Origin of the sequence: Streptomyces sp. NPDC004539, from assembly GCF_040610055.1 — a bacterium.
Classification (GTDB): domain Bacteria; phylum Actinomycetota; class Actinomycetes; order Streptomycetales; family Streptomycetaceae; genus Streptomyces.
In genome coordinates, this window is the sequence record NZ_JBEXLS010000030.1 from 81,300 (window position 1) to 108,086 (window position 26,787).

Here is a 26,787-nt window from a genome sequence, read left to right on the forward strand (position 1 = left end):
GTGGTGGATGCTGCGGTGCGCGCCGTCGCCCTGGAGCAGCATCGGCGTCAGCAGATCGTGGTGCGCCTGGCGGTGAACAGGGTCCAGGCGGTATGGCGGCAGCTCAACCGGCAGGACATCAGCGGCTCGTGGGAGCAGCTGGCGCCGCTGCTGGTGGCGGCTGTCACTGATGCCCAGACCCAGGCCGCTCGTCTTGCCGATCCGTATCTGGACGCCGTGATTGCGGCCGAGGGAGCCGAACCGGCAGCCGCGGGGCGCGTGGTCCCGGCCGCGTTGGCGGGAGTCGCCTCGGACGGGCGTCCGCTGGTGTCGCTGCTCTACCAGCCGGTCATCGACTGGAAGGTCCGGCTGCTGGCCGGTCAGTCCATGGAGGACGCGTTCCGGGGGTCGCTGGCGAGCGCACTGCGGATCACGGCCACCCAGGTCTCCGACGCCGGGCGTGGCGGGGTCCAGGCCGCGATGGCGGGTCGGCGCACGATCCAGGGCTATGTGCGGGTGGTACAGCCTCCCGCGTGCTCCCGGTGCGTGATCCTCGCGGGCAAGGAGTTCGGCTGGAACACGGGGTTCCAGCGGCACCCGCGGTGCGACTGCATCCACCTGCCGACCACGCTGATCGCCCGTAACCAGCACCGGGGGCGCCTGCACGGTGACAGCTTCACGCCGACGACCCGGCCCGGCAGCACGCCCCCCGGGTTCATCAGCCCCCGGGCCTACTTCACCGGGCTGTCCCGGGCGGAGCAGGACAGGGTGTTCGGCGAGGCGGGCGCCCGCGCGATCCGCGAGGGCGCCGACATGGCGCAGGTCGTCAATGCCCGGCGCGGCATGCAGACCATGACGGCCTACGGCCGGCGCGTGCAGGCCACGACGGAGGGCGCCACCCGCCGCGGTGCCTTTTACCGGCAGGAGAGGGCTCGAACCGAGCAGCGGACCGGCATCCGGTTCGCCCGCGACCGTATCGAAGTCCGGCGCGGCCTGCCCCGGTTCGAGCTGCGCACTCCGCGCCTGATGCCCGAAGAGATCTTCCGGCTCGCCGAGAGCCGTGAGGACGCCGTCCGCCTTCTGAAGCGCTTCGGCTACCTGACCTGACCTCGGTGCAACGCCGACGGTCCCGACCTCCTGCAACGGGAGCAGATATGAGCACGCCTCCGGACCCGACCACCCCGCCGACGGGCAACCCTCCGGCACCCGGCCCCGGACCGACCGACCCGCCCGCACCCCCGACTCCTCCGCCCGCCCCGGCCGGGGACCCGGGCAAGCCCCCGGAGGGCGACCCCGCACTCGGACCGGCCGGGGAGAAGGCCCTCGCCGAATGGAAGAAGCGGGCCAAGGACGCCGAGCAGCAGAACAAGGACCAGGCGGCCCGGCTCAAAGAGTTCGAGGACCGCGACAAGACCGAGGCGGAGAAGCAGGCCGACGCGCTGAAGGCGGCGAACGAGCGCGCCGAGTCGGCCACCCGGCTCGCCGTTTCGTCGAAGGTCGAGGCTCTGGCCGCTGGCCGTTTCCAGGACCCGTTGGACGCGGTGGAGGCGCTGAAGGGCGGCTCCTACCTCACAGAGGCCGGGGCGGTCGACGCTGACGCCATCACCACGGCCCTGGACGACCTGCTTGCCCGCAAGCCTCACTGGGCAGCCGCCGATCCGGGGCCGCGGACGCCGCGCCCGGACCCGGCTCAGGGTGCCCGGCCTGGAAGCGTGCCCAACCTGGCACAGCAGATCGCCGAGGCGGAGAAGGCCGGCAACAACCGTCTCGCGCTCGCGCTGAAGACGCAGCAGTTGCGCGAGCTGAAGACCCCCACCAAGTAGGGCAGGCCCCGGGCCGGTCCCTCACTCCGAGAAAGGAGCGGCCATGGCCGCAGTCACCGGGCAGGGTACGACCTACAACCTGCCGAACTACCACGGACAGCTCTACACGGTCACGCCGACCGAGACGCCGTTCCTCGCCGCGATCGGCGGCCTGTCCGGCGGCAAGCGCACCAAGTCGGTCGAGTTCGAGTGGCAGACCGTCGACCGCCGCACGTCGACCGCGAACAACTCCGTCGTCGAAGGCAACACCGCCCCGACCGGTGTCGCACGGTCGCGGTCGGCCGTCTCCAACGTCGTCGAGATCCACCAGTCCGCGGTCGAGGTGTCGTACACCAAGCAGGCCGCGACCGGCATGTACTCCGGGATCAACATCGGCTCCGACGACGGCGCGGTCGACGACGAGCTGACCACGCAGATCTCCGCCGAGCTGGAGTCGATGGCCGTCGACGTCGAGATGTCGTTTCTCTCCGGCGCCTACCAGAAGCCCGCGAACAACGCGACAGCCCGCCGTACGCGCGGCCTGCTCACGGCGATCACGACCAACGTGAACGCCAACGGCGGCACCCCTCGCGCTCTGACGAAGGCCATCGTCGACGCGCAGCTGGCCGCGATGTTCGCCTCCGGCGCGAAGCTGCCGCAGGACTCCACCGTCTTCATGACGGGCCCGGGGCAGAAGGTGAACCTGTCGAACCTGTACAGCACGGCGACGCTGAACCAGCCGACGATGACCCGCAACATCGGCGGCGTCTCCATCGACACGCTCGTCACCGACTTCGGCACCTTCGGCGTCATGCTCAACCGGTGGATGCCCGCCGGGCAGATCGCCGTCGTCGACCTCTCCGTCTGCGTCCCCGTGTGGCTGGAGATCCCCGGCAAGGGCCTGCTGTTCGCCGAACCGCTCGCCAAGACCGGCGCCTCGGAGAAGTGGCAGCTGTACGGGGAGGTCGGTCTGGAGTACGGGGCCGAGTCGTACCACGGCATCATCAAGGACCTCTCGTAAGGAGACTCACGTCATGGCGACGTTCGAGAGCACCCGGTACCCGCACCTGACCCTCCAGGACGGCACCGGCATCTGGGCCCGGTTCAAGGACGGCCGGTTCGATACCGCCGACGCCGCAGTCGTCAAGCGGCTGCGTGCTCTGCCGGAGGAAGAGGGGATCTCCGAGGTCAAGTCCTCGGAGAAGGCCGGTCGGCCGCCCGAGGCGAAGGCACCGGCCAAGAGCGCGTCCAAGGAGGACTGGGTGACGTGGGCTGTGGCCTGTGGCGCCGATCCCCTCCAGGCCGCCGCTGCCTCCCGGGACGAACTGGCAGAGCAGTACGCCGGCACCACCCCGCAGCAGTAGGAGGCAGCGATGGCCCTGGCGACTCTGACCGACCTGGAGGACCGCCTCGGCCGTGACCTGACCGACGCCGAGACCCGGCGGGCGACCGCCTGGCTCGAAGACGCGAGCGCCCTGATCCTGGCCCGGTTCCCCCAGTACGCAACCGCACCGACCGCCGTGTCGAAGAAGGTGTGCTGCGCGATGGTCCTGCGGGTGCTGTCCAACCCGGACGGCAAGCGGCAGGAATCCATCGACGACTACGCCTACACCGTCGACTCGGCACGCTCCACCGGCGAGGTGTACCTGTCGGAGGACGAGGCGGACGAGCTGACCTCGCGGCCCGGCGGTCGCGCGTTCAGCATCGTCCAGGGGGCGCCGTGAACACCGACGGTGTCCTCGCCGCAGGCCGGGCCGCGGCGAAAGCCCGCATGCGGGACACGGTCCGCCTGTACGCGCAGGCTCCGGACTCCTTCGACCGGGCCACCGGCACCACGGTGCCCGGGGCGAAGACCACGCTGTACGAGGGAACGGGCCGAGTGAAGCCGATCGCCCAGGCGTCCGGCGAGGACACTCAGGCCGCCGACCGCAACATCGAACTCCTGGAGTACCAGGTGTCCCTGCCCTGGGACACCGTCCTGCCCGCAGGGACCCGGGTCCTGCCCGGGATGCGGGTGGAGGTCGTCATCTCCGAAGACGCCCGTATGACGGGCCTGGTGCTGTGGGTGATCGGCGCACAGTTCGGCGCGCAGGCCACGGCCTGGCGCCTGAGTACGGAGGACCGGTCCTGATGAACGCACGCTTCGACACACGCGACGTCCGCCGCCTGGAGCGCCACCTGGTCCGCAGCATCCCGCGTCTCCGCCGGGACGCCCGTCAGGTCGTCGTCCGGGGGGCGCTCAACGTGAAGAACGACTGGCGCAACAACGCCCGCGCCAGCGGGCGCAAGCACGCGGGCAAGCTCTACCCGCGCACGGTGGGTTTCGACGTCGCCGCGTACGGGCCGGACGTCTGGGCGGCGACGATCGGCCCGGACAAGGGGGGCACCCAGGGCGCTCTGGGCAACCTGCTGGAGTACGGGTCCGTGAAGAACCCGCCGCACCGGGACGGCGGCCGGGCCCTGGACGCCGAACTGCCGCGGTTCATCGCGCAGATGGAGCTGCTGGCCGCGCGCGGGCTGGCCTGGTGGTGAGCCGGTGAGCACCCCTCCGGACGTTCTCCCGCACATGGACGCCGTCCAGGCCGCGCTGGAGGCGATCGGCCTCACCGTGTACCTGGGCGGTGCGCCCACCGACGCGGGCTGGGTGCCGCCGGACAAGTTCGCGGTCCTCTACCCGGACGCGGGCATGGCGGTGCGATCCTCCCTCGCCGACGACCGCACCGGCCTGGACTCCACCATGCAGGTCACCTGCGTCGGCAGCGACGTCGTACGGGCCCTGTGGGTCGCCGACCGCGTACGGCGGGCCCTCGCCGCACCCCTGGAGGTCGAGGGCCGGATCTGCTGGCCCGCCGAGGACCTCGGCGGGCCTCCCGTCCAGCGGGACGACGACGTCACCCCGCCTGTCTTCTACGTACCGGTCCAGTACCGGATCTGCTCAACTCCCGCCTGATGGAGGACTCATGGCCACCCTGACCACCCAGGTCGTCGCCCTTGCCGGGCTGAACCCCGCCTATGTCTCGGCGGCGGCCGGCGGAGACAAGTGCTCGGTCGGCGACCGGAACTTCCTGCACGTCAAGAACGGCTCCGCGTCGTCGGTGACGGTGACGCTCACCGCGACCGCGTCCGTACGGGGGCAGGCCGTCTCGAACTTGACGATCGCCGTCCCGGCGTCCGGGGAACGGATGATCGGCCCGCTCCAGCCGGATCTCCTCCAGTCCCCGGCGGACGGCCTGTGCGCCGTCGGCTACAGCGCGAGCGCGTCCGTCACGGTCGCCTCCCTGCGGATCTGATCCTTCCGAGAACCGAGACCCACGGGTCTCACTTTCGCCGCCCTGCGCTCAGGCCAGGGCTTTCTTCGTGCCCTGGAGGGACTCTCATGGCTGACCTGATCAGCGACGGCAAGACCCGCGTGGCGTGGGCCACCGCCATCGCGAACATCAACGCGCCCACCGCCGCCGAGCTGACGGCGGCGGCCGACTACACCAAACGCATCACCCCGGACGGCCTCAAGCTCGACCCGTCCACGGCGGACGTCGACACGTCCTCGCTGGCGAGCACCTTCGACACCAAGACCGTCGGCCGGGTCGGCTTCGACACGGAGCTGACGTTCAAGCGCGGCGACAACCCGACCGACGACGCCCCGTTCACGACCCTCAAGTACGGGGTCTCGGGATTTCTCGTCGTGCGCCGGGCGATCGCCTACGACACGGCATGGACGGCCGGCCAGAAGGTGGAGGTCTACCCGATCACCTGCGGCGAGCCGCAGAACTCCAGCCCGGCCGCGAACGAGGTAGCGAAGTTCGTGTCGCCGATGAAGGTGACGGACGCCCCGGCGACCGCGGCGACGGTGGCCTGATGCCGGACATCACGGAGATCCTCAAGGCGGCGACGCCCCGGCAGCGCACGGTACAGGTGTGCGTCCGGGGCGATCTGGCGTCCGAGGTCGAGCGGCTGACGGACGAACTCGCCCGGGTCACGGAGAACTGGGAGCCGGAGAGCATCGCCGACGAGCACCCGGGCCGCCGGATCGCCGCCGAGCTGAAGACGGCCCGGGACGCGGCGAAGGCCGCCGAGGTCCCGTTCCTCCTGCGCTACATCGGCGACCGCGCGTATCACGATCTGCTGGCCGCGCACCCGTCGGAGAACGCGAACGAGCTGTTCGACGACCGGACGTTCCCGAAGGCGCTGATCGCCGCCGCGTGCGTCGACCCGAAGATGACCGCCGAGCAGGCTGCCGAGCTGTTCGAGGCGGTCAACCAGGGCGAGCAGAAGAAGCTGTTCGACGGCGCGTGGGAAGTGCACAACGACGCGGCGTCGACCGCCTCCCCTTTCTCGTTGGCCGCCTCCGCGCTCCTGGCGGGCCTTGGCGGCGAGAAGTAGAAGCCGCGCGGGCCTGGGGTGTTCCGAGGTCGGTGTTCATGGGGCGCGTCGTCCGGGACGGCGAGCCTGTGTGGCTGCCGGAGGACCGGGCGTGGGCGCTGGCCCTCCTGGAGGTGGAGGCCGACGCCTGCCCGGAGTGCCGGCAGCCCTGGGGCGAGGCCACCGACCAGGCTAACGAGTTCGGCTACGAGGCGGAACTGATCCGCTGCCACGCCTGCACCGCGTCGGCGCGGACGGTGCGGGCCTACCAGGACAAGGGCGGGCAGGCCGAGGGCCTCCACGTCCGGATCGAGCGCACAACGCGATAACGCAACGGGGGGTGAGCTGTGGCCACCCGTACCGTCAACGTCCGCCTGGTCGCGGACGTCAACCAGTACACCCGCAGCATGCGGCAGGCTGCCCGGCAGACGTCGCAGCTGGCCAACGCCGGGGCGGTCGTCGGCACCGCGCTGATCACCGGGTTCGCGGTGGCCGCAGCGGCTGCCGCGAAGTTCGACAAGGAGCTCAGCAACGTCCGCGCGGTGACCGAAGCGTCCGGCGCGGAGATGAAGAAGCTCCGCTCCGCCGCGCTCGAAGCGGGCAAGACGACGTCGTTCACGGCGACGGAGGCGGCCCGCGCGGAGGCCGAGCTGGCGCGCGCCGGCATCAGCACGGCCGACATCGTCGGCGGCGCGCTCAAGGGAGCCCTCGCGCTCGCGGCGGCCGGTCAGGTCGACCTCACCGAGGCCGCCGTCGTGAGCGCCCAGGCGATGAACACGTTCGGTCTGAAGGGGAAGGACGTCACCCACGTCGCCGACCTCCTCGCCGCCGGCGCGAACAAGTCGGCGGCCGACGTCCACGGCCTGGCGATGTCCCTGCGGATGGGCGGCCTGCTCGCGCACCAGACCGGCCTGTCCATCGAGGACACCGTCGGCACCCTCGCGGCGTTCGCCGACCACGCCCTGATCGGCTCCGACGCCGGTACGTCCCTGAAGGTCATGCTCCAGCGTCTCGTGCCTCAGAGCAAAGAGGCGAAGATGATGATGGAGCAGATCGGCTTCAGCGCGTACGACGCGAAGGGCGAGTTCGTCGGGCTGACCGAGCTGTCCGCTCGCATGAAGACCTCGTTCTCCAAGCTCACGCCTGAGGCCCGCAATTCCGCCATGGCAACGATCTTCGGGGCGGACGCCGTGCGGTCGGCGACCATCCTGTACGAGCTGGGCGCCGAGGGCATCACGAAGTACGTCAACGCGGTCGACGACCAGGGCGCAGCCCAGCGGATGGCGGCAACGCAGACCGACAACCTGGTCGGTGACCTGGAGCGGCTGCGCGGGGCGATCGAGGTCGCCCTGATCGAGTCCGGGTCAGCGGCGAACGACTCGCTGCGGGCGATGACGCAGTGGATCACCCGGCTGGTGAACGCGTACAACGACCTGCCGCCCTCGCTCCAGCACGCGGTCACCCTGTTCAGCGGCATCGGAGGCGCCGCCGCCCTGGCTGCGGCCGGCGTCCTCCTGCTGCTTCCCAGGATCGCCGCGACCCGTGCGGCGCTCGCGTCCATGGGGATGACGGCGGCCCGTACGAGGGCGATCCTCGGCACCCTCGGCAGGGTCGGCCTGGTGGTCGCTAGCCTGGAGCTGATCTCGTACGCCTCCGAGCAGGTCCGCAAGGAGTTCCAGGACGCGCCGCCGTCGGTGTCGAAGATGGCGAACAGCCTGGTCGACCTCGCCAAGTCAGGGCACGTCGGGGGCGAGGCCCTCAGCAAGCTGGGCAGCGACCTGGGCACGTTCGGCGAGGCCGTGCAGCGTGTGGCGCACCCGAACTGGCAGGACCGTACGACCGACATCGTCAACTCTCTGACCTTCGGGATCACCGAGGGGCTGGCGGAGACGCAGATGCCTCTCCAGGAGGCCCGCGACAAGATCAAGGCGGTCGACGAGGCGCTGGCCCAGCTCGCGCAGTCGGGCAACGCCCAGCTCGCGTCCGACGCCTTCACCCGGCTCGCGGGGGCTGCGGCGGCGGACGGCACCAGCAAGGAGAAGCTCCTGACGCTGATGCCGCAGTACACCGACGCGCTCGCGAACATGGACACGCAGTCCAAGACCAGCGCGACGTCCCAGGCGGAGCTCGCGAAACAGCTCGGGCTGACGGCCGACGAGCTCCAGGACCAGCGGTCCGAGGCGGAGAAGCTCGCGGACTCCCTCAACGCGCTCAACGGCGTCAACATCAGCGCCGCCCAGCGCGAGATCTCCTTCCGGCAGTCCCTCGCCGACCTCACGGAGGCGGTGAAGGACAACGGCCGAAGCCTCGACGTCACCAGCGCGAAGGGCCGCGCAGTCAAGTCGGCTTACCTGGACGCCGCTTCGGCCGCGATGGAGCACGCGCAGGCGATCAGCGAGCAGAAGGGCTCCCAGGAGGCCGGGCAGAAGGTACTGGAGAAGGACATCTCCCTGCTGCGGCAGCAGATGCTCACGGCCGGGTTCGCCAAGGACGTCGTCGACGACCTGCTCTCCTCCTACCTCCAGATGCCGGTGTCGACGACGACGGCCGTGAAGGCCGACACGAAGTCGGCCGTCGCCGATCTCCAAGGCGTGCAGAAGCTGCTGCGGGAGACCAAGGGCAAGTCGGTGACCGTCAACGCCCTCACCTCGCAGGCCGAGAAGGCGCTGACCGACATCGGCTTCAGGGTGACCCACATGAAGGACGGCCGGGCGAGCATCACCATCCCGACGGGGCCGCCCACGGCCGCCATCTCGGCGATCCAGGGGGCGATCAACAGGGTCACCGGTACGACCGTCGGGATCGGTGTCTACCGCACCGAGTACCTCACCACGGTCCGCAAGCAGTCCATTCCCGGCGTCACTCCGAACGCGCAGGGTGGTCTGATCCGCCGCGCGTCCGGCGGTCCGGTTCAGTTCATCCCGGACGGCGGCCCCGTCGTGGGCCCCGGGACGGGGACGTCGGACAGCATCCCCGCGCTGATCAGCAACGGCGAGTACGTCATCAAGGCGTCGTCGGTCCGGAAGTACGGCGTCACCATGTTCGACCGGCTGAACGCTGGCCGGTTCGCGACCGGCGGTCTGCTGGGCGGCTTCGCCTACGAGCCGTCCGGGCAGCCGGTTCTCGGTGGCCCGACGGACGCCAAGCAGCGGTACGACGACCTGGTGGGCAAGCTCCGGGACGCCTGGAAGGAGTACCAGGACGCGCTCAAGGAGCGCGACAAGGTCCTGCGCGACAAGAAGTCGACGAAGAAGGACCGCGACGCCGCCCGCAAGGAAGCCGCGACCGCGTACGCGGCGGTGAAGTCCCTCGACGCCCAGCTCGGGCTGAAGGCCGGGGCGCCCGCGCCGGGCGCGTTCAACCTGACCGCCTACCAGAAGCAGCTGAACAGCTCCCTGAAGGCGACCGAGACGTGGCGCGCTCAGCTCACGAAGATCGGCAAGCGGGGCGGGGAGGAGATCCGGTCGCTGCTGGAGTCGATGGGCGAGGACGGCGCCGCCCTCGTCGCGGCCCTCGCGGGGGCCTCGGACAAGCAGTTCAGGGACATCACCGCGAAGCTGCTGAAGACCGGGGAGTTCGCGAAGACGACCCTGGCGGACTTCACCCGCCAGCTCGGTGCCTCCACGAAGGAGTCCCGCCAGTTCGCCGCCGACCTCCAGACCCTGGCGGCCCGCGGGTTCGGCGACCTCGCGCAGGCCCTGGCCGCCCAGGGCGACGCGTCGGCGATCGCGCTCGCCCGGCAGGCGGTCACCGGCTCGGCGAAGGACGTCTCTGCAGCCAACGCAGCGGTCCAGGGGGCGCAGGGGACGCTCAGCGGGGACGACCTGGCGAACGCGCTGACCTTGCTGTCGACGCTGCGCGGGGCACCCGGGCGCGGCTACGCCGACCTGATCGCCGCCGGGCTCGACGTCGCCACGATCCGCGCCCTGGTCCCGAAGATGCGCGCCCAGATCCGCGGCTTGCCCGCCGCCTACAAGGACACCTTCGTCCGGCAGTGGGTGCAGCAGGGAGGTACGGCGATGGCGCGCGGCGGCATCCTGACCGGGCCGCAGATGGTCCTCGGGGGCGAGGCGGGGGTGCCCGAGTCGTGGATTCCGCACGACGGGTCGGCGCGCTCACGGGGCCTGCTCGCCTCGACGGCCGCCGCGCTCGGCTACCAACTGGTGCCCGCCGCCCGGTACGGCTCCGGCCGCCCGAGCACCGCGGCCCCGGCACAGGAGGCGACCCGAACGGTCAACGTGACGCTGAACGGCGCCCGGCAGTCGACCGCAGAGCAGGCCGCCGACATCGCCCGCCACATGGCGTGGATCGGCTGAGGGGAGGGCAGGCATGCCGTACACGCCGGGAAACAGGCTGGCGGGGCTGGGGGCGACGCTCGGCGACGTCGCCCTCGGCTCGGTCGACGACGCGGGGGTGGCCTGGTACCTCCAGACCCTGGAGGGCTGGGACAGCCCGGAGATCCGGGCGCAGTACAGCGACCGCGAGGGCGATCACGGGGCCTGGCCGTCGCCCGTCTATCTCGGTTCGCGGCCCGTCACGCTCGGCGGCACGATCGTGGCCCCGTCCACCGCCCAGCTGGAGGAGGCGATGGAGCGGCTGCGCGCGGCGGCCGGCCTGACGGACACCGTGCTCGTCGTCGACGAGTCGGACCCCAAGCGGGCGGTCGTCCGGCGGTCGGGCAAGGTGCTGATCCAGTACCTGACCGACACCACCGCGCAGTACAGCGTGCTGGTGACGGCGGCCGATCCGCGCCGCTACGAGTCCGTCGAACAGACCGCGCAGACGGCCCTGCCCACCACCACCGGCGGCCTGGTCCTCCCGGCAGCGCCCCCGCTGACCATCAGCGCGACCACGGTGTCCGGGCAGATCACGGCCACCAACCGGGGGAGCATCGCCACCCGGCCGCTGATCACCATCGCCGGGCCGGTGCAGCAACCGACCGTCGCCGCGCTCTACGGAGACGGCACCGTCCGCTCCCTCGCCTACACCGACACCCTCGGCGCCGGCGACGTCCTGACGATCGACACGGACGCGCACACCGTGATGCTCGGGGCCGCGTCCCGGCGCCGCTACCTGTCCGGCCAGTGGCCGGAGATCCCGCCCGGCGAGTCGGTGACCATCGCGTTCACCGCCGCCGCCTACAACGCGACCGCCCTCCTGACCGCCCGGTGGCGGTCGGCCTGGCTGTGAGGAGCACCTCGTGCCGACCAACCCCACCTGGCAGAACACAGTCACCTACGCGGGCTCAGACCTGCGCCGCGCGTCCATGACGACCCTCATGGGCGACGGCACCGCGCTCGGAGGCCGTTCCGGGGTCCGCCCCGGTGACCCCGGCCTCGCGGTCACCCTCACCGGGGGAACGACGATCAACGTCGCCGCCGGCGTCGCCTCCCTCTACCGAAGCGGTCAGGGCCTCTACCGCGCGTTCCTCGCCTCCGCAACGGTCGTCGGCACGCTGAACGCCGCACACGCCTCCTTCACCCGCATCGACCTCGTCTACCTGCGCGTGTGGGACACCGACGTCGACTCCACCGGCCTGCGCAAGGCCGACGCCGTCTACCTGGCGGGGACGGCGTCGGCGTCGCCGGTCGCACCCACCCCGGGGGCATCGGAGATCTACATTCCGCTCGCCACAATCACCGTCCCGCCCTCCGGCGGCGGCGCGGCCTCCGTCCAGGACTCCCGGCCCGTCACCACCGCGCCCGGCGGCATCCTCCCCGCTTCCACCGCCCCCAACAGCCCGTACACCGGCCAGTACTGGGACGACGGCACCCAGCTGCGCCGCTGGAACGGCAGCACGTGGGAGACGTACGGGCCGGTCACCTCCTGGACCGCCTACACCCCTACATGGGCCGGGCTGTCCGCCCTCGGCGCCTCGACCGTCCGGGGCCGCTACTGGAAGACCGGCACGCGCTGCGAGGCCGCCATGATGCTCGCCTGGGGCACCGGCAGCAGCCTCGGCACCGGCTCGATCACCGTGTCCCTGCCGTTCACCGCGGCAACATTCAGCACCGACCCGTTCGGCTGGCAGGGCGAGGGGAAGTACCGGGAGAGCGGCACCGGCCTGTGGCATCCGCTGCACATCGCCGTGGAGGCCGGCGGCACCACGGCGGTCGTCCAGGCCCACCGAGCGGGCGACATCGGCCTCGTCTCCCCCGGCGCCCTCGGCTACACCTGGGGCGGCGTCACCGCCCACATGCGGGCCCAGATCGTCTACGAGACCATCTGATGCCGGCCGTCGAACTCACCTGGCTCGCCTGCGACCTGAAATCAGGACGGATCGCGGAGGAACTGCGGTCGCTCACGCCGTCGGGGGCGTTGGAGCGGCGCCTGAGCCTGTCGAGCAGCGGCCAGCTCGACCTCGACCTCGCCGGGGCGCCGGCCCAGTGGGAGTCAGCGACGGACCCGGGCCGCACTCTGCTGGTCGCCGTCGACACCTACACCAGCCGACCGGTCTGGTCCGGGATCGTCCTCACCCGCGCCGGGGGTTCCGACACCGTCGTGCAGCTCGGCGCGGCAACCCCCGAGGCGTACCTCGACCGCCGCTACACCGGCGCCTACTCCGGCATCGCCCGCGACCAGGCCCTCATCATGAGCGACCTCGCCACCGCGGTCCTGGCCGACGCCCCGCCGATCGTCGTCGACGCCCTTGCGGGCAGTACGCCGATCACCTACCTCCTCCAGGACGGCGACGACCGCACCGTCCTCAGCGCCTTGCAGGAACTCGCGGGAATGGAGGGGGCGCCGGAGTGGACCGTCGACACGGTATGGGCGGACGCCGCGCAGACCGCCGTCCGGCTGGTCCTCCGGGTCCGGCCGATGATCGGCGTGCAGTCGGCGACGCCCGAGGCCGTGTTCGACCTCCCCGGCTGCATCGCCTCCTACAGCCTCAGCGAGTCGTACGAGAGCGGCCGAGGCGCCACCGTCGTACGGGCCTGGGGCGACGGGGAAGGCGCGGCACGGCTCCGGGGCATCGAGCAGACCGCCGCCGACCTCATCACGGCCGGCTGGTGCCGCTGGGAGAACCGCTACACCCCCAGCTCCGGCCTGACCGACCCAGACCAGCTCACCGCGCACGCCGTCCAGGCCCTCGCCCAACAGCGCACCGGGACCCGGACGTGGACGGTCGACGCAGTCGCCTCCCAGGCCCCGCGCCTCGGCCTGGACTGGGCGCTCGGCGACAGCGTCCACGTCCAGATCAGCTCCTCGCCCCGCCACCCGCTCGGCGCCGAGACCGTCTCCCGCGCCTACGCCTGGCGCCTCGACCCCGGCGCCAACCGCATCACCCCCGTACTCGTGGAGGAGGACTAGATGCCGCTGCGCGCAGAGTCCCTTCCCGGCAACCCCCGAGCCCTGTGGGAAGCGGTCCGCCAACTCCAGCGCGCCGTACGCGAGCTGCGCGCGTCCCGAAGCCTGGAACACGCGTCCCTCTCCTCCGGCGCACTCTCCGTCCTCGGCTCGGCGGGACAGACCCTCCGCCTGGTGCCCGTCAGCCCCACCGGGGTCACCCTGCCGGACGGCAGCGTCGTCTACCCGCCGGCCGTCGCCTTCCTCTCCCACCCCGGCGACCTCGCCGCCGGCGCGCTCACCGCCTACCGCAAGCCCACTACGGGAGGGAGCGTCCCCGTCCTCCTGCTGCTCTCCCCTCAGACAGGGATGGCGACAGCCGGTCTGACGCTCCAGGGCGGAGAGACTGGCGGAGAGGCGGCGGTCGCGACGCTCGCCGCCGGGGGCGCCGCTCTCACCCTCAGCACCGCCGGTATCGCAGTCAGCGGAGTCCCCGGGTACGGCTGGAGCGAGGACGCCGTCACCACCACCAACACGAGCACCACCTACGCCGACGCCGTGAGCGGAGCCTTCTCCGCGACCTGCACCGTGCCCCCGACCGGCCGCGTGGTGGTGAATATCCGCTGCACGCAGCGCGCGACCGGCACCCTCAACGCGCTCACCTCCTGGCGGGCCACCGGGAGTTCCTCCGGCGTCAGGTACACCGAGAACGACGACTCGGCACTCGTCGTGCCCGGCGCCAACAACCTCAGCCTGAACCTGCGTCAACCGCTCACCGGGCTCACCCCGGGCGAGACCCTCACGGTCAAGACCCTGCACCGGCTCAACTCCGCGACCACCCAGACGATCGCCTACCGATCGATCTTCCTCGAACCCAACCTCACCTGATGGAGCCCACCGTGCCCGTCGTCATACCGCGCTTCGAGTCCCGCCAGTACGACGGCACCAACGGTGCCGAACTCATCGCCTGGCTCTCCGGCACCGTCGACCTCGTCAGCGACGACGGTGCCGAACTCGTCGTCCGGTTCAGCGGCGAACTCCGCCGCATCCCCGTCGGCTGGTGGATCGTCGCCGGCGGCGGCAGCAAGGCCGCGTTCCACACCGAGCAGACGCCCGACGACTACCTCAACTACTGGCTGGAACTCCCGGCGCTCTGACCCTCATCCGCCCCGCCTGACCGAAAGGAGGTCAGGCATGCGACCTCTTCGTGCTGTCCTGGCCGCGCTCGCCCTTACTCTCGCCATGCTCCTCGGGGGCTCCGCGCCGGCCACGGCCGACCCTCCGCCAGACGGGCCGGTCCTCATCGAGGGCGTCGACCTGCACGACACGACGATCCGGCTGGTGGGCGGCACGTACTACATGTACGGGTCGATGTACGGGTGCGGCTTCCAGTGGGGAGTGGCGAACACTCCGTGGTGCGGGTTCGGTGTCTCGACCGCGTCCTCAGTGTCGGGCCCGTGGTCGGCGCCGAAGCTGCTGTTCTCGACGACGTCGACGGACCCGTCGACGGGCCGTACATGGAACGCGACCTGCGGCGGCACTGGTCGTGGCTGCTTCAACCCCCGCATGGTTGAGAGGTCGGGTTGGGGTCACGACGACGGCGTCATGATCTTGTGGTTCAACTCGCCCCGCCATACGGACGACGGGGCCGCGAACGCCTACAACGTCATGGGCTGCGCGGGACCGGCCGGGCCCTGCGGTCCGGGAGCCGTGCCCAACGGCTCGTACAACAAGCCCGCGTTGAACATGTGCCCCGGCAACGGCGACTTCGGGATGATCGAGCCGCCGTCGGGCCGTCCGGCGATCGTGTGCACGGAGCCGGGCCGGACCGGGCTGGACATCCAGGAGCTCAACTGGTCGGGGTCGGGCGGGAACGCGGGTGTGGGCGTGATCCACGTCGCGGGTGTGACGCTGGCGGAGGGGCCGGGCGGCTGGTGGGACGAGGCGTCGCAGCGGTACATCCTGACCTACTCGGACCAGGGGTGCGGGTATTGCTCTGGGACGCCGATCGGATACGCGACCTCGACGAACCTGTACTCCGGCTGGGCCGCGCCGGGCAATGTGGGCTGGGGCGCGCCGGTGTACGGGCGCCGGATCTTCAACGGCAACAGCTGCGGCGGCCAGCCCCGCACGGTGACGGTCCTCGACGGCCGCCCGTACCAGATCATCGATCTGTGGCTCGGCACCCGTAATGAGACGAACGCGCCGACGCTGATCGCCCCGCTCAACTACACGCCGCGCGCGGGGTCCCCGGGCGACGGCAAGGTCTGGGTGCCCCCGGTCTCCCTCTCCTGCACCTGACCTCATCTCTCCTCATCTCTCGCCCCGCGCCGTCCGGCCGGGGTTTCTTCTTGTCCTGGAGGACTCCGTGACACAGCAACCCATCCCGTCCGACCTCGGCCGCCGCGCCTACACGGCGTACGGCGAGGCCGTCGGCGGACTCACCCACGACGGACGCATCCTGCCTACGTGGGAGGACCTCGGCGAGCAGATCCAGACGGCCTGGATGGCGGCGGCCCGCACCGCCTTCCTGCTGGGAGGTGATGGGCGATGAAGCTGATCACCCGCGCCGCGCTCGGCTGGGGTCCCTCGGCCGCCCCGATCCAGACGTCCACCAAGGGTGTCAAGGTGCACTACCTCGGCCAGAAGGTCTCGCCCGCGCTGGCCGCCGACCACGCCAAGTGCATCGCCCTGTGGAAGGCCATCCGCATCAGCCACCTCGCGAACCCCCGCGAGAACTACAGCGACATCGCTTACAACTTCGCTGGCTGCCCGCACGGCTACCTCCTGGAGGGCCGGGGCATCGGCCGGCGGACGGGCGCCAACGGTGATCAGACGCTGAACCGCGCGCACTACGCCGTCGTCGGCCTGGTCGGCGACGAGGGCCTCACCGAGCCGACCGACGGCATGCTCACCGCGATACGCGACGGCATCGACCTCCTCCACCAGCACGGCGCCGGGGACGAGATCAAGGGGCACCGCGACGGCTACGCCACCGACTGCCCCGGCGGCCCCCTATACGCGTGGGTGAAGAAGGGCGCTCCCCGCCCCAGCGCACCGACCGGACCCACGCGGCCGATCGTCGACCTGTCCCGGCTCGTGTCCGCAGCCCGGACCGACCCCGCGAAGACGGGGACCCCGGTGTCGTACGCCGGGGTCCGCACCGTTGAGGACGCCCTCGTGAAGGAGGGACTCCTCGCCCCCGCACTCTCCGACGGCCACTTCGGCACTGCCACGGTCACGGCCTACGCCGCGTGGCAGCGCCGCCTCGGCTACAAGGGCGCCGCCGCCGACGGCATCCCCGGGGAGGCATCGCTCACCCAGCTCGGCACCCGCCGGGACTTCGACGTGAAGGAGTAACACCATGTCCGACAACACCAAGCGCACCCTGCGCACCGTCCTCCAGACCGCGCTCGGCATTGCCGCGGTCCTCCCGGCCGTCGTCGACGCCTCCGGTATCCCCGCCGCCCTCCCGTGGGTGGCCGGCGCCCTCGCCGTCTCGGCTGGCACGACCCGCGTCATGGCGCTCCCGAGAGTCCAGGCACTGCTGCCCGGCTGGCTCCGCACCGACGACACGGAGACCAGATGACGGAAGGGCCGACCGGAGTGGGAGCCGTCGACTCCCTGGTCGGGTGGTCGGTAGGGATCGTCGCCGTCGCCGGGCTCTGCACACTGGTGTGGCAGGTACTGCGGGTCCTCCGACGCATCGCCGACCGGATCGATACCGCCTGGGAGGACTGGTCGGGGTCGGAGGCCCGCCCTGGGGTCCCGGCCCGGCCCGGGGTGATGCCCCGGCTCGGCGACCACGACGTCCAACTCGGCGAGCACGGCCGACGCCTGGACGACCACGAGCAGCGGATCGTCCGGGTCGAGACTCGGATACCTGACGGCACATGACCGCGGCCCTCACCCTCCTTCGGGAGGGTGAGGGCCGCTTCGTCATGCCCGGGGCTGTGGCGCGAGCCGCTCCACCGCATCGAGCAGGAGGTGCCATGGGTATTCGCCGGGCCGCCCTTGCCCCGGCTGGTTCGGCACGAAGCCGCCCTCCCCGTACAGCACCTCGACGCCCATCTTCCGCAACTCGGTGACGCTCCGCTCGAACTGCCGGTGCTGCACGTAGGCCGCGTTCACGCACGGCATGGCCGCGACCGGGATGCCCTTCCCGATCCCCTCCGCGACGACCCCGACCACGAAGTCCCGTGTCAGGCCCAGTGCCCACGCGTTCACCGAGTTGAAGGTGACCGGTGCGAACGCGATCACGTCAGCCTTCGGCCACACGTCCGGCTCGCCTGGCTGCTTGTACTCGCTCCGCACGGGGTGCCCGGTCGCGCGCTCCAACTCGGCGAGGCGAGGCTCCAGCCAACGGGCGGCTGTGGGAGTGAGCCCGAGGCACACGTCGAAACCGCGCTCCTGCGCGTCCGCGACCACACGGGCGAGGTCGAGAACCGGCGGGGCTGCTGAGCCAAACAGGTACAGCACACGAGAGGTCATGCCGCCTATCGGACCACATGCAACCGCCCCCGATCCGGGCGGAGCGGGGGCGGACGCGAGTACCGTTCCAAGTGGCTGCAAGGAACGAGGAGACCAGTATGCCCTCACCCGACGACGACCACACCGGTACCCGTATCCGCGAGCAACGAAGACTGGCCAGGCTCACCCAACGCGCACTCGCCGCGAGGACCCCGTACTCGTACAGCCTGCTCAACCAGGTCGAATGCGGCGCCCGACCGGCCAGTCCTGATTTCGTCGCGGCAGTTGCAAAGGCCCTCAAGGTCGACGTCACCGCCCTCACAGGACAGCCCTACGTGACCGAACTCCAACACGACCGGCTCGCTGAGCTGGTCCGGCCGATCCGTGAAGCCCTCGATCTCTACGACCTTGGCACCAACCCCGACCTGACGGTGCGTCCGGCCGACGTCCTCATGTCGGAAGCCGACGGGCTGTGCGAGAAGGTCCGCGCCACGCACCTGCGCAGCGCCGCCCGCACGCTCCCCGGCGTCATCGCAGAGCTGACCCATACGGCATGGGCCACCCCTTCCACTCCTCTCTGGCAGGCCCTCGCGTCGACCTATCGCACGGCGCACGACATCGCAGTCAAGTTGGGGTACTACGACTTGTCCACGGTGGCCCTGGACCGTATGGCCTGGGCCTCCGAGCGTGCGTCCGACCCCTGCCTGGGTGCTGTACGTCAGTACATGCGAGCGCTCGTGTACTTCCGTGAGGGCGAGTACGTCATCGGGCAACGACTCATCGCCTCCGGACACGACATCGTCGGCCAGGCCGACACAACGCGCGAGTCTCTCGCCGTCACTGGGCAACTCCATCTGGGTGGCTCCGTCATCTGCGCACGGGCCCGAGACGAGACGGCCGTGAATCGGCACATCCGCGAAGCCCACGACATCGCCAAGCGGACCCGGGACGCCTCGTCGGTGCACTGGCTGTCGTTCGGACCGACGAACGTGCGGCTGCACAAGATGTCCGCCGCCGTGGAGCTGAACCAGTACGACGATGCGCTGACGCAGGCCCGGAAGATGCGCCTCCCCGCGTCCCTGGCAACGTCACGGCGGGCGCACTTCCTCATCGAATGGGCGCTCACGGAGATGGAGACCGGGCACACGGAACCGGCACTGAAGCGCCTGGTGGAAGCTCGACGGGCGGCTCCTGAACAGACCCGGTACCACCCAGGCACCCGGGAAACGATCAGAGGGCTGGTGCATCTGTCCCGCCAGACGCCGGAGACGCTGGGACACATGGCGTCGTGGGTGGGGATGTAGAAGCGCTCACAGCGCTCACAAAACTGTGAGCGTTGTGCCCCTTTACGGCTCCTACGGTCGCGGTGTGAGACGGATCACCGTGACCGTGGAGGCGCCTGCTCTCCACCGAGGGGAGCCCGCATGACCGACCACCGTCCGACCGGCCCCGGAGCCCTGTCCCCGGCGGCGTACCCGACCACGGGCCTACCCCAGTACGACCCGCGGCAGAGCAGCCCGCAGGCGATCAGGGAATGGCTGGCAAGCGCCCTCCCCGCCGGAACCAAACCCGACAGGAACGCGCCCGCGGGCGTCACCCTGCTGCCTCTCGGCGAGGCCGTCACGGCCGTACGAATGAGCGCCCGCCTCGTCCACGCCGCGGCCCGCACCTCCGACCCGGCAGAGCTCGCGGACTACCTGGCGCAGACGCTGCTCGGTCCGGTCATCCACGAATCCGCCGGCACCGGCCGCCCCTACTACGCCCTCACCCCGCATCGGCAACGCGAGTGGGTGCTCCCGGGCGATGCCGCCTACCTGGCCACCGGCACGTGGCTTAGTTTCCCCGACCTGGACCGGCGGGGCCCGAAGGGCGTGCACTGGGTGACCCCGCCCCGGTACCGGGGCGACCTCTGCCGCATCGATCACGTCTGCGAGTTCATCGTCCAGGGGCTCCGGGGCCTGGCCCCGGCCGCCGAGAGGGACGGCCGATGAGCAGCGTCAAAGGGGCACGGCCTGAGGAGGTCCTGGAGAACTTCCCGCTTCCGTGGCCCGCCCCGCGCCCGGACTGCACACAGTGTGCCGACCTCGCGCGGGAGCGCGCGCAGGCCCGCCGTGTCGGCGACGGGTCGCGCGCGGTGGACTGCAACGTCCGTATCCGCACCCACAACACCGGCCACAACGGCACCCCCCTGATCCCCCGCGCTCTCCCGTAACGGCGGCGGCGCCGGACGGCAGAGCGCGGGATACGACGGCCGCTTGCAGGTCCCCCACCTGGCGGCCGGGCCCGCCGCCGTGCGTCTCCCTCGTGCGCCGGCGGCGGGTCACCCGACTTCGGTGACCAGGTCGGCGAGCGGCACCCCGATGGCGTCGGCGATCCGGATGAGGGTGTCGAGGCGGGGGGATGCGTGGCCTTGCTCGATGCGGCTGTACGACGCGACGTCGATGCCGGTCCGTTCGCACACCGTGAGCTGGGTGAGGTTTCGCTCGATGCGGACACGGCGGATCTGGTCGCCCACCTGGCGGCGGCGGGTGAGGACCCGGTCGTCGGGCGGGGTGGGGCGAGGCACACGCCCACGCTGGCTAGTGCGTGATCAAATGTGATTAGGGTCAAACCTAATCTTTGTGATCTTGATTGAGGAGGGGTACCGACTTCCCGCCAGCCTGATCCGCTCGCGGGACGAGCCCGCCGATGGCGTTGCGGCCTCACGGCCCAGGACAGGACGCCGGAAGCGGGGGCAGGGCGGCTTTCCGCAAGGAAGGCCGCCCTCTCCCTTTACGGGCCCGGTGCGGGCGCCCCCCTCTCGAACCCGCCCTCCATGATCATCCGCATTTCGGTTGAGCCTTGGCTGAGCTAATGATCTTCAAGCCCCGAAAACAGAAGAAGCCCCCAGCTCGAACTGCCTCTGAGCTGGGGGCTGACCTGTAGGCCCTGTCGGACTCGAACCGACAACCAATGGATTAAAAGTCCACTGCTCTGCCAATTGAGCTAAGGGCCCTGGCGGATGTTGCCCCCCGAGCATAACCGCCCGAGGCCGTGTCGCCGATCGGGTATGGGGGACACGGCCGTGTCCGGGGGCGGAATGGTCAGAGATCGGTGGGTTCCGGGTGCGTCTCGGTGCGGTGGTCGGGGTTGAGGAACCAGTGGCGGGCGGAGGTGAACCACCAGACCGCGGCGAAGCCGAGGACGACGAGGACGGCGATGGGGGCGTAGTTGAAGGTCTCCCAGGTGACGGGGGAGACCTGGGGCAGCATGAAGAGGACGGTGATGACGAGCACCCAGGTCACGGAGACCGCGCCGATGACGCCGGACCAGCGGCCGAGATGCCACGGCCCCCGCTCGAACGCGTCCCCTTTCCGCACCCGCAGGAACGTCGGGATGACGTACGCGATGTAGAGCCCGATGACCGCGATGGACGTCACGGCCGCGTACGCCGTCTCGTTGATCAGGTAGGGCAGGCCGAGGACCAGCGCGCCGCCCGCGGCCAGCCAGACGGCGGCGACGGGGGTCCGGGTGCGCGGGCTGACCGTGTGCCAGACGCGGGAGAAGGGCAGCGCGCCGTCCCGCGAGAAGGCGTAGATCATCCGGGAGTTGGCCGTCACGGACGCCATCCCGCAGAAGAGCTGGGCGCCGATCACGACGAGCAGGAGCAGCTTCCCGGAGGTCGCCCCCAGCGCGTCGAGGAGGATCTGCGCGGGCGGCACCCCCGTCTCGGAGTTCAGCTGGGCGTCGTACGACTGGATGGCGAAGGTGAAGCCGAGCAGCAGGACGAACCCGGCGATCCAGGACGTCCAGATGGACTGGACGATGCCCTTCGGGCCGGCCGTCGCCGCGTCGTGCGTCTCCTCGGTCATGTGCGCGGAGGCGTCGTACCCGGTGAACGTGTACTGCGCCATCAGCAGCCCGAGCGCGACGACGTACACCCCGCTCCCCCACCCCGTGTTGTTGACGAACTCGCCGAACACGAAGGACGCCGACTGGTGGTGGTCCGGCGCGAAGGTCAGCGCGCCGACGATGACGGCGACCCCGAGGACGTGCCACCACACGCTGACGCTGTTGAGGAAGGCGACGATGCGGACGCCGAAGGTGTTGAGGAGGCCGTGCAGCAGGAGGATCGCCGCGAAGAGCAGGATCGTCCGCCCCGGCGTCACCTCGAAGCCGAACTGGAGGTTGAGATAGGCGCCCAGGAAGGACGCCGCGCCGAAGTCGACGCCCGCGGTGACGGCGATCTGCCCGAGGACGTTGAACCAGCCCGTGAACCAGGCCCAGGCGGCGGCCGACCGCGCGGGTGCGAGGCGGTGGGCCCAGAAGTACAGGCCCGCCGAGGTCGGGTACGCCGAACAGATCTCGGCCATGGACAGCCCCACGAAGAGCGTCATGAGCCCGACGGCGACCCAGCCCCAGGTGATGACGGCCGGACCCCCCGTGTTCATGCCGAACGCGTAGAGGGTGAGACAGCCCGACAGCACCGAGATGATCGTGAAGGACACCGCGTAGTTGGAGAACGCCGACATCCGGCGCGCGAGGACCTGCGTGTAGCCGAGCTGCGCCAACCGCTCCTCGTCACTGGTGAGTTCCGAGGTGCGCTCGGCGGGTATCGCGTCATCTGTCATGTCACATGCAATGCCCTGGCATCGCGCGTGACATGCGTCACAGGTGACCAAAAAGGGTGCTTGGAGCCCGCTGTCCCGCCTCAGCCCACGTTCAGCTCCGCCAACGGCAACGTATGGCTCGTCTGAAGGACCTTCGCCCGCAGGTACCGGACATTGTGGGGGGTCGTGAAGACGCCGGTGGGGACGCGGTTGTGGACGTTGATGCCCAGGGTGCGGAGCTGGGCGGACTTGTCGGGGTTGTTGGAGAGGAGGTCGAGCCGGTCGATGCCGAGGGCGGTCAGCATCTGGGCGGCGGCCGTGTAGTCGCGGTCGTCCTCGGGGAGGCCGAGGGCCTTGTTCGCCTCGTACGTGTCCATGCCCTGGTCCTGGAGGGCGTACGCGTCGAGCTTGTTGTAGAGGCCGATGCCGCGGCCTTCCTGGCGGAGGTAGAGGAGGACGCCGCCGGTCTCGGCGATGCGCTCCACCGCCTCGCGGAGCTGCGGGCCGCAGTCGCAGCGGGCCGAGCCGAAGACGTCGCCGGTGAGGCACTCGGAGTGGAGGCGGACCAGCGGCGTGTCGCCGGGGGTGCCGAGGACGACCGCGATGTGCTCCTGGCCGTCCGCGAGGCCGTGGAAGGTGACGATCTCGGCGTCGACGCTGTAACCGTCGTTGAAGCGCAGCGGCACCCGGACGCGGGAGCGCTGCGTGGCGGCGGGGAAGTCGGACATGCGGGTCTCCGGGGGCCGGGGCGGGCGGGGGCTCACGAGCGCACGCGGGCGCTCAAGAACCCAAGGGCTCAAGAACGAGCCGTCTGTTTCAGATTTGAAGCAGATGCTCGGTTCCCGACCCTACTCCTCGTTTTAAAGTTGAAGCAACTGGTTTTGATGTACGTCACGTACCGCCGTCGCACCCCGACCCCGACGACCTCCGCCGCCACGGCACGTCCTCCCCGCCCCCCTGCTGCCCTTCGAGCCCCTCGGCGATCCGCCGGCTGATCTCCTCCAACTGCCCCACCTGCTCCGGCGTGAGCTGGTCGAACACCGCCGAGCGGACCGTCTCGACGTGGCCCGGCGCGATCCGCTCCAGGACCGACAGCCCCTCCTCGGTGAGCGCGGCGATGCTCCCCCGCTTGTCCCACCGGCACTGCTCGCGCCGGACCAGGCCGTCCTTTTCCAGCCGAGTCACCGCATACGTCAGCCGGCTGCGCGTGATCTTCGTACGCTCGGCGAGGTCGGTCATCCGCAGCCGGTGCTCGGGCGTGTCGGAGAGGTTCGCCAGGATCGAGTAGTAGAGGTGCGGCATGCCGGCGTCCTGCTGGAGCTGCCGGTCGAGCGCGTCCTCCAGCAGGAACAGCGCGGAGACGTACGAGCGCCACGCGCGCATCTCGTCGGGATTGAGCCAGCGGGTCGTCATACGACCAGTGTAGGTTTGTTTCAAACTTGAACCAAGCGCCCGCTCCACCAGCCCCAAGCGCCCGCTACACCAACCCCGAGCGCCCGCCTCGCCCGACCCCAGCGTCCGCCTCACCCGTTCCCGCCCGCCCTCCCGGAGGAGACCGCACCGATGCCCTACCCGTACGTCCTCCTCTCCGCCGCCGTCTCCCTCGACGGCTACCTCGACGACACGAGCCCCGACCGCCTGCTCCTCTCCAGCCCCGCCGACTTCGACCGGGTCGACGAGGTGCGCGCCTCCTCCGACGCGATCCTCATCGGCGCCGGCACCATCCGCGCCGACAACCCCCGCCTCCTCGTCAACTCCCCCGACCGCCGCGCCGCCCGCCTCGCCGAGGGCCGCCCCGAGTACCCCCTCAAGGTCACGGTCACCGCCTCCGGCGACCTCGACCCCGACGCCCACTTCTGGCACACGGGCGGGGAGAAGATCGTCTATACGACGGACCCGGGCGCCCGGCGGGTCACGGAACTCGGGATCGCCGCCGGCGTCGTACCCCTCGGGCCGGAGCTGGACTGGCACCGGCTGCTCGGTGATCTGTACGGGCGCGGGGTGCGGCGGCTGATGGTCGAGGGGGGCGGGACGATCCACACGCAGCTCCTGCGGGCGGGGCTGGCGGACGAACTCCAGCTCGTGCTGGCCCCGTTGTTCGTCGGCGACCCGAAGGCGCCCCGGCTCTTCGGGCCCGGCGCGTACCAGGAGGGGCGCCTCACCCTCGTCGGCACCCGGCGGATCGAGGACGTCGTCCTCATGACCTACCGCCCCGCCGTCACCCCCGCCGACCACCACTGGCTCGCCCTCGCCTGCGACCTCGCCGCGCAGTGTCCGCCCTCGGAGACGGCGTTCAGCGTCGGCGCGGTGATCGTCGCCGAGGACGGCACGGAACTGGCCCGCGGACACTCCCGCGAGGGCGGCGACCCCGTCGTCCACGCGGAGGAGGCGGCGCTGGCGAAGCTGGCGGCGGGGGACACGAGGCTCGCGACGGCGACGGTGTACTCCAGCCTGGAGCCGTGCGCGCGGCGGGCGTCGCGGCCGGCGCCCTGCGCTCGGCTGATCCTGGACGCCGGGGTGCGCAGGGTCGTCACGGCGTGGATCGAGCCGGACACGTTCGTCCAGGACGCGGACGGCAACGGGTTGTTGAGGGACGCCGGGGTGGAGGTGGTCCTGCTGGAGGAGTACGAGGGGAGGGCGAAGGCGCCGAACGCGCATCTGGTCTGAGCTGACCCACCCGGCCCACCCCGACCTGCGCCCCACCCACCCACAGGTGACGCTGCCCGTATGAGGTCAGCAAAACCCGTACTCGCCGCCGCCCTGCTCCTGGCCCTGGCCGCCTGCTCGGCGAACCCCTCCGACACCCGCCAGATGGCCCGAGCCCTCCCCCCGGACGCCTCCTTCACGCATCCGGGGGTCCTGGTGAACAAGACCCAGCTCGACGTCGCCCGGGAGAACGTGCACGCGGGCAAGCAGCCCTGGCTGCGCGCCTACCTGGACATGCGGGACAGCAAGTACGGCTCGTACAAGTACCGCCCGGAGCCCTACGAGAGCGTCGACTGCCCCGGCGGCGACCAGCCGAACCGCCCCGCGCACGGCTGTGTGCAGGAGCGGCAGGACGCGATCGCCGCGTACACCCAGGCCCTCCTGTTCAGCGTGACCGGCAAGCGGCAGCACGCGGTCAAGGCGCGGGAGATCATGGACGCCTGGTCGGCGAAGATCAGACGGCACACGGAGGACGACGCCGGCCTCCAGACCGCGTGGGCGGGCTCGACCTGGACCCGGGCCGCGGAGATCGTCCGGCACACCCCCGGCGCCGGCTGGCCGCAGGACAGGGTCGCCCGCTTCGAGGGCATGCTGAGGAACGCGTACCTGCCGGCCGTCACCCGGGAGGTCCCGGACTACAACGGCAACTGGGACCTCGCGATGACGGACGCGGCGATCGGCATCGGCGTCTTCACGAACGACCACCGCGTCTTCGACCGCGCGCTGACCCGCTTCCGCGCCCGCGTCCCCGCCTACTTCTACCTGGAGAAGGACGGCAGAATCCCGATCGCCCCGGCCCGCGCGGGCCTCGACGACCCGGCGAAACTCACCAAGTACTGGTTCGGGCAGACGACGTTCAAGGACGGCGTCTCCCAGGAGACGTGCCGCAACTTCAAGCACGCCGGCTACTCGTTGGCCGCCGCCTCGCACATCGCGGAGACCGCCTGGCACCAGGGCGTCGACCTGTACGGCGAGGTCAAGGACCGGCTGAAGGCGGCGGCCGAACTGCACGCCCGCTACCAGGAGGGCGAGAAGGCTCCGGCGTGGCTGTGCGGCGGGAAGGTCGACCGGAACATGGGGCCCGACCTGGAGGTCCTGGTCAACCACCTGGAGGGCCGGCTCGGCGAGTCCGTCCCGGCGGCCCACCGGCTCGTCGCCCGGCACCGGCCCGCCGGCACGGACGACCTGTTCGTGGCCTGGGAGACCCTGACGCACGCGGGCAACCCGGGGGTCTAGCCGAACCGGTTTGGAGATCCGCCCGGCGTCTGCCTATAGTTATCTCAACGGCGCGGGGTGGAGCAGCTCGGTAGCTCGCTGGGCTCATAACCCAGAGGTCGCAGGTTCAAATCCTGTCCCCGCTACTGAAAAAGGACCGGAATCCTGGAAACAGGGTTCCGGTCCTTTGTTTGTCCTGGATGACCCGATGATCGTCACTCTGTGTATCGCGGTGTTCTCCCCAGCCACCCAACTCGCCCGTTTTTCCCCACCGTTGACCCGAAAATTCCAGGCCAGAAATGTTTGTCGATCAAGAGGAACGGCTTGGAAACGGGCCCCCGGGTCGATTAACGTTCGATAACGCAGCACGGTTGTCGCAG

33 protein-coding genes and 2 tRNA genes are annotated in these 26,787 nt (G+C 70.8%); 29 read left to right on the forward strand and 6 right to left on the reverse strand.

Annotated elements, in window-relative coordinates:
• From ABZX85_RS41775 to ABZX85_RS41885, 23 genes are all read left to right on the forward strand, one after another.
• Positions 1 to 1,086, forward strand: a complete 1,086-nt coding sequence (locus ABZX85_RS41775; RefSeq protein WP_355881538.1) for a hypothetical protein — start codon at positions 1 to 3, stop codon at positions 1,084 to 1,086.
• A gap of 47 nt (positions 1,087 to 1,133) precedes the next feature.
• Complete coding sequence (locus ABZX85_RS41780) at positions 1,134 to 1,802, forward strand: hypothetical protein (RefSeq protein WP_355881541.1); 669 nt, start codon at positions 1,134 to 1,136, stop codon at positions 1,800 to 1,802.
• A gap of 43 nt (positions 1,803 to 1,845) precedes the next feature.
• On the forward strand, positions 1,846 to 2,802 hold the full coding sequence (locus tag ABZX85_RS41785) for a DUF5309 family protein (RefSeq protein ID WP_355881544.1): 957 nt from the start codon (positions 1,846 to 1,848) through the stop codon (positions 2,800 to 2,802).
• Positions 2,803 to 2,815: 13 nt separating this feature from the next.
• Positions 2,816 to 3,145 (forward strand): hypothetical protein, encoded by a 330-nt coding sequence (locus ABZX85_RS41790; RefSeq protein WP_355881547.1) that lies wholly within the window; start codon positions 2,816 to 2,818, stop codon positions 3,143 to 3,145.
• Positions 3,146 to 3,154: 9 nt separating this feature from the next.
• A complete protein-coding gene (locus ABZX85_RS41795; protein ID WP_355881550.1) occupies positions 3,155 to 3,505 on the forward strand; it encodes a hypothetical protein in 351 nt (116 codons plus the stop codon).
• Positions 3,502 to 3,912, forward strand: coding sequence for a DUF6093 family protein (locus tag ABZX85_RS41800; RefSeq protein WP_355881553.1), 411 nt, complete (start codon positions 3,502 to 3,504; stop codon positions 3,910 to 3,912). Before ABZX85_RS41795 ends, ABZX85_RS41800 begins: the two co-directional genes overlap by 4 nt.
• Positions 3,912 to 4,313, forward strand: a complete 402-nt coding sequence (locus ABZX85_RS41805) for a hypothetical protein (RefSeq protein WP_355881556.1) — start codon at positions 3,912 to 3,914, stop codon at positions 4,311 to 4,313. Before ABZX85_RS41800 ends, ABZX85_RS41805 begins: the two co-directional genes overlap by 1 nt.
• Positions 4,314 to 4,317: 4 nt before the next feature.
• Positions 4,318 to 4,731: a hypothetical protein gene (locus ABZX85_RS41810; RefSeq protein ID WP_355881559.1), complete on the forward strand. Its 414-nt coding sequence runs from the start codon at positions 4,318 to 4,320 to the stop codon at positions 4,729 to 4,731.
• A 10-nt stretch (positions 4,732 to 4,741) separates the two neighbouring features.
• Complete coding sequence (locus tag ABZX85_RS41815; RefSeq protein WP_355881562.1) at positions 4,742 to 5,071, forward strand: hypothetical protein; 330 nt, start codon at positions 4,742 to 4,744, stop codon at positions 5,069 to 5,071.
• Between the two features lie 86 nt (positions 5,072 to 5,157).
• Positions 5,158 to 5,637 (forward strand): hypothetical protein, encoded by a 480-nt coding sequence (locus ABZX85_RS41820; RefSeq protein WP_355881565.1) that lies wholly within the window; start codon positions 5,158 to 5,160, stop codon positions 5,635 to 5,637.
• A complete protein-coding gene (locus tag ABZX85_RS41825; RefSeq protein ID WP_355881568.1) occupies positions 5,637 to 6,161 on the forward strand; it encodes a hypothetical protein in 525 nt (174 codons plus the stop codon). The genes ABZX85_RS41820 and ABZX85_RS41825 overlap by 1 nt, the downstream gene beginning before the upstream one ends.
• Positions 6,162 to 6,199: 38 nt before the next feature.
• On the forward strand, positions 6,200 to 6,469 hold the full coding sequence (locus ABZX85_RS41830; protein ID WP_355881571.1) for a hypothetical protein: 270 nt from the start codon (positions 6,200 to 6,202) through the stop codon (positions 6,467 to 6,469).
• Positions 6,470 to 6,487: 18 nt separating this feature from the next.
• A complete protein-coding gene (locus tag ABZX85_RS41835; RefSeq protein WP_355881574.1) occupies positions 6,488 to 10,456 on the forward strand; it encodes a phage tail tape measure protein in 3,969 nt (1,322 codons plus the stop codon).
• Positions 10,457 to 10,469: 13 nt separating this feature from the next.
• A complete protein-coding gene (locus ABZX85_RS41840; RefSeq protein ID WP_355881577.1) occupies positions 10,470 to 11,330 on the forward strand; it encodes a hypothetical protein in 861 nt (286 codons plus the stop codon).
• Positions 11,331 to 11,340: 10 nt separating this feature from the next.
• Positions 11,341 to 12,369, forward strand: a complete 1,029-nt coding sequence (locus ABZX85_RS41845) for a hypothetical protein (protein ID WP_355881579.1) — start codon at positions 11,341 to 11,343, stop codon at positions 12,367 to 12,369.
• The gene (locus tag ABZX85_RS41850) at positions 12,369 to 13,451 is read left to right on the forward strand and encodes a hypothetical protein (RefSeq protein ID WP_355881582.1); all 1,083 of its coding nucleotides are present in this window, start codon (positions 12,369 to 12,371) and stop codon (positions 13,449 to 13,451) included. The genes ABZX85_RS41845 and ABZX85_RS41850 overlap by 1 nt, the downstream gene beginning before the upstream one ends.
• Positions 13,452 to 14,315, forward strand: coding sequence for a hypothetical protein (locus ABZX85_RS41855; protein ID WP_355881584.1), 864 nt, complete (start codon positions 13,452 to 13,454; stop codon positions 14,313 to 14,315).
• Positions 14,315 to 14,584: a hypothetical protein gene (locus ABZX85_RS41860; RefSeq protein WP_355881587.1), complete on the forward strand. Its 270-nt coding sequence runs from the start codon at positions 14,315 to 14,317 to the stop codon at positions 14,582 to 14,584. Before ABZX85_RS41855 ends, ABZX85_RS41860 begins: the two co-directional genes overlap by 1 nt.
• Before the next feature lie 37 nt (positions 14,585 to 14,621).
• Positions 14,622 to 15,728 carry a hypothetical protein gene (locus tag ABZX85_RS41865; RefSeq protein WP_355881590.1) on the forward strand — a complete coding sequence of 369 codons (1,107 nt, stop codon included), beginning with the start codon at positions 14,622 to 14,624 and terminating at the stop codon, positions 15,726 to 15,728.
• 67 nt (positions 15,729 to 15,795) lie between these two features.
• On the forward strand, positions 15,796 to 15,981 hold the full coding sequence (locus ABZX85_RS41870) for a hypothetical protein (protein ID WP_355881592.1): 186 nt from the start codon (positions 15,796 to 15,798) through the stop codon (positions 15,979 to 15,981).
• Positions 15,978 to 16,787, forward strand: coding sequence for an N-acetylmuramoyl-L-alanine amidase (locus tag ABZX85_RS41875; protein WP_355881595.1), 810 nt, complete (start codon positions 15,978 to 15,980; stop codon positions 16,785 to 16,787). The genes ABZX85_RS41870 and ABZX85_RS41875 overlap by 4 nt, the downstream gene beginning before the upstream one ends.
• 4 nt (positions 16,788 to 16,791) lie before the next feature.
• Positions 16,792 to 17,016, forward strand: a complete 225-nt coding sequence (locus ABZX85_RS41880; protein WP_355881597.1) for a hypothetical protein — start codon at positions 16,792 to 16,794, stop codon at positions 17,014 to 17,016.
• Complete coding sequence (locus ABZX85_RS41885; RefSeq protein WP_355881600.1) at positions 17,013 to 17,324, forward strand: hypothetical protein; 312 nt, start codon at positions 17,013 to 17,015, stop codon at positions 17,322 to 17,324. Before ABZX85_RS41880 ends, ABZX85_RS41885 begins: the two co-directional genes overlap by 4 nt.
• A 42-nt stretch (positions 17,325 to 17,366) precedes the next feature.
• On the opposite strand, the gene ABZX85_RS41890 is transcribed toward ABZX85_RS41885, so the two are convergent.
• Positions 17,367 to 17,918: a flavoprotein gene (locus ABZX85_RS41890; RefSeq protein ID WP_355881603.1), complete on the reverse strand. Its 552-nt coding sequence runs from the start codon at positions 17,916 to 17,918 to the stop codon at positions 17,367 to 17,369.
• Positions 17,919 to 18,016: 98 nt separating this feature from the next.
• Between ABZX85_RS41890 and ABZX85_RS41895 the strand changes: the two genes are divergently transcribed.
• The 3 genes from ABZX85_RS41895 to ABZX85_RS41905 all read left to right on the forward strand — a co-directional run bounded on the left by ABZX85_RS41895 (position 18,017) and on the right by ABZX85_RS41905 (position 20,109).
• Positions 18,017 to 19,201 (forward strand): helix-turn-helix transcriptional regulator, encoded by a 1,185-nt coding sequence (locus ABZX85_RS41895; RefSeq protein WP_355881606.1) that lies wholly within the window; start codon positions 18,017 to 18,019, stop codon positions 19,199 to 19,201.
• A gap of 120 nt (positions 19,202 to 19,321) precedes the next feature.
• A complete protein-coding gene (locus ABZX85_RS41900; protein WP_355881609.1) occupies positions 19,322 to 19,888 on the forward strand; it encodes a hypothetical protein in 567 nt (188 codons plus the stop codon).
• Positions 19,885 to 20,109 carry a hypothetical protein gene (locus ABZX85_RS41905; RefSeq protein ID WP_355881612.1) on the forward strand — a complete coding sequence of 75 codons (225 nt, stop codon included), beginning with the start codon at positions 19,885 to 19,887 and terminating at the stop codon, positions 20,107 to 20,109. Before ABZX85_RS41900 ends, ABZX85_RS41905 begins: the two co-directional genes overlap by 4 nt.
• A 108-nt stretch (positions 20,110 to 20,217) precedes the next feature.
• Here the strand turns inward: ABZX85_RS41905 and ABZX85_RS41910 are convergent, their stop codons facing one another.
• From ABZX85_RS41910 to ABZX85_RS41930, 5 genes are all read right to left on the reverse strand, one after another.
• Positions 20,218 to 20,463 carry a helix-turn-helix transcriptional regulator gene (locus ABZX85_RS41910; RefSeq protein ID WP_355881615.1) on the reverse strand — a complete coding sequence of 82 codons (246 nt, stop codon included), beginning with the start codon at positions 20,461 to 20,463 and terminating at the stop codon, positions 20,218 to 20,220.
• Positions 20,464 to 20,819: 356 nt separating this feature from the next.
• Positions 20,820 to 20,892: transfer RNA gene (locus ABZX85_RS41915), tRNA-Lys, on the reverse strand.
• Between the two features lie 88 nt (positions 20,893 to 20,980).
• Entirely contained in the window at positions 20,981 to 22,507 is a 1,527-nt protein-coding gene (locus tag ABZX85_RS41920; RefSeq protein ID WP_355881618.1) for an amino acid permease, read from the reverse strand.
• 80 nt (positions 22,508 to 22,587) lie between these two features.
• Positions 22,588 to 23,214, reverse strand: a complete 627-nt coding sequence (gene ribA, locus ABZX85_RS41925; protein WP_355881621.1) for a GTP cyclohydrolase II — start codon at positions 23,212 to 23,214, stop codon at positions 22,588 to 22,590.
• Positions 23,215 to 23,377: 163 nt separating this feature from the next.
• Entirely contained in the window at positions 23,378 to 23,899 is a 522-nt protein-coding gene (locus ABZX85_RS41930) for a MarR family transcriptional regulator (protein WP_355881623.1), read from the reverse strand.
• 150 nt (positions 23,900 to 24,049) lie between these two features.
• Here ABZX85_RS41930 and ABZX85_RS41935 point away from each other — a divergent pair, with 150 nt between their 5' ends.
• The 3 genes from ABZX85_RS41935 to ABZX85_RS41945 all read left to right on the forward strand — a co-directional run bounded on the left by ABZX85_RS41935 (position 24,050) and on the right by ABZX85_RS41945 (position 26,553).
• Entirely contained in the window at positions 24,050 to 25,153 is a 1,104-nt protein-coding gene (locus tag ABZX85_RS41935) for a dihydrofolate reductase family protein (RefSeq protein ID WP_355881626.1), read from the forward strand.
• A 144-nt stretch (positions 25,154 to 25,297) separates the two neighbouring features.
• Positions 25,298 to 26,428 (forward strand): alginate lyase family protein, encoded by a 1,131-nt coding sequence (locus ABZX85_RS41940; RefSeq protein WP_355881702.1) that lies wholly within the window; start codon positions 25,298 to 25,300, stop codon positions 26,426 to 26,428.
• A 51-nt stretch (positions 26,429 to 26,479) separates the two neighbouring features.
• A tRNA-Met gene (locus ABZX85_RS41945) sits at positions 26,480 to 26,553 on the forward strand.
• Positions 26,554 to 26,787: the final 234 nt, after the last annotated feature.